This is a genomic window from Citrobacter sp. Awk 2 (genome assembly GCF_028069815.1).
GTDB lineage: Bacteria > Pseudomonadota > Gammaproteobacteria > Enterobacterales > Enterobacteriaceae > Citrobacter.
Genome location: NZ_JANEWL010000216.1, coordinates 1 through 1,222, shown reverse-complemented (window position 1 = coordinate 1,222; position 1,222 = coordinate 1). Strand labels below are relative to the sequence as shown.

At 34.5% G+C, this 1,222-nt stretch carries 1 protein-coding gene and 1 pseudogene; both read right to left on the bottom strand.

Features of this window, described 5'->3' with window-relative positions:
* A pseudogene (locus NNO02_RS23250) lies at positions 1-428 on the bottom strand (hypothetical protein); the annotation flags it as partial.
* A 16-nt stretch (positions 429-444) separates the two neighbouring features.
* A partial coding sequence (locus NNO02_RS23245; RefSeq protein ID WP_201794002.1) for an AAA family ATPase occupies positions 445-1,222 on the bottom strand: 778 nt, incomplete at its 5' end.

The following is a 1,222-nucleotide window of genomic DNA, read 5'->3' as shown; positions in this document are numbered from 1 at the left end:
TTATAATAATATTGCATTATAAGTGGTGAATATGAGAAATCTGGTTCTGAAGCATCAAAACTATACACACTAACAGTATCTCTGAAATGTGTTAACTCAGTGACCGTTGCTAATGAAGTTCCAGTTATGTCCATACCATTCATTTCATGAATAAATGGATGTTCGGGATCTATATTTTCCGAATCGACAAATGGCCCATGGCGATCGAGCCAAAGAATCACTTTACGAACAAAATTTTTATCGCGAGTAGCTACAACTGCATCTCGGAATGATGATTCACCAGATACTTTTGCTTCAGGAAGCCCTCTTGGACAATAGAAATTCTTAAAGAAATTTGAATATTTATCTTTGATTGAAAGTATTTTTTTTAAATGCTCAATGAATAGCTCAGGTGAATTGAATTGTCCTGATAGTGATAATTCATTCAAATAACATTTCATCATATTACCATCCAATTAACTTACCTAAATCTTTATCGGATTGATCAAAAAATCCGTCAGGCCATTCACTTAAATTACCGTGGCTGTCAATTTGCGGTGAAACAATTCTTGTTTTATTATCACTGTTATTCTTTTCGAAGAAATGTATCCCTACTTTGTCAGAACTAATCACGCGATTATTTACAGATAACCTAACACCATTTAATATATGATCACTGTGAGTTTCAATGATTACTTTCACTCCCGAGTTTGCCATTTTAGATAAAAACTCACCAATCCTTGACTGTCCCAATGGATGCAAATGAGCTTCTGGGCTATCGATGACTAATATTTGACCTTCTTTAGCCAATAGTCCCGCTATTATTATAGGAAATACATAAGTAAGCCCATAACCAATATTTGCAGGTCTTCTCCACTCGCTGATGCCGTCATTCCTAAAAAATAACTGCACTAATGAAGCTTTATCTATATTTCTAGTATCTGCTTCTGCATTAGGTAAGATATATTTTAACCATGCATTTACTTGTCGTCTTAGTGTTAATGCAGAATCAGAGTCATGGCATCGAGATACTAAAATATCTTCGTCCTTATTCTGCTCCATTAACCATGCAGCATACTCACCTTGTACTCCTACGTTAGTATCAGAATATTTGAAATCTGAAGGTATTGGATAAATTTCAACTGCACCTAATCGGCAAGCACTAATGTAGACAAGACTATCAAACTCTTTTACTTTCTCTTTTATCTCTTCCGGAAGTAGTTTTTTTGCATCACTAATATTT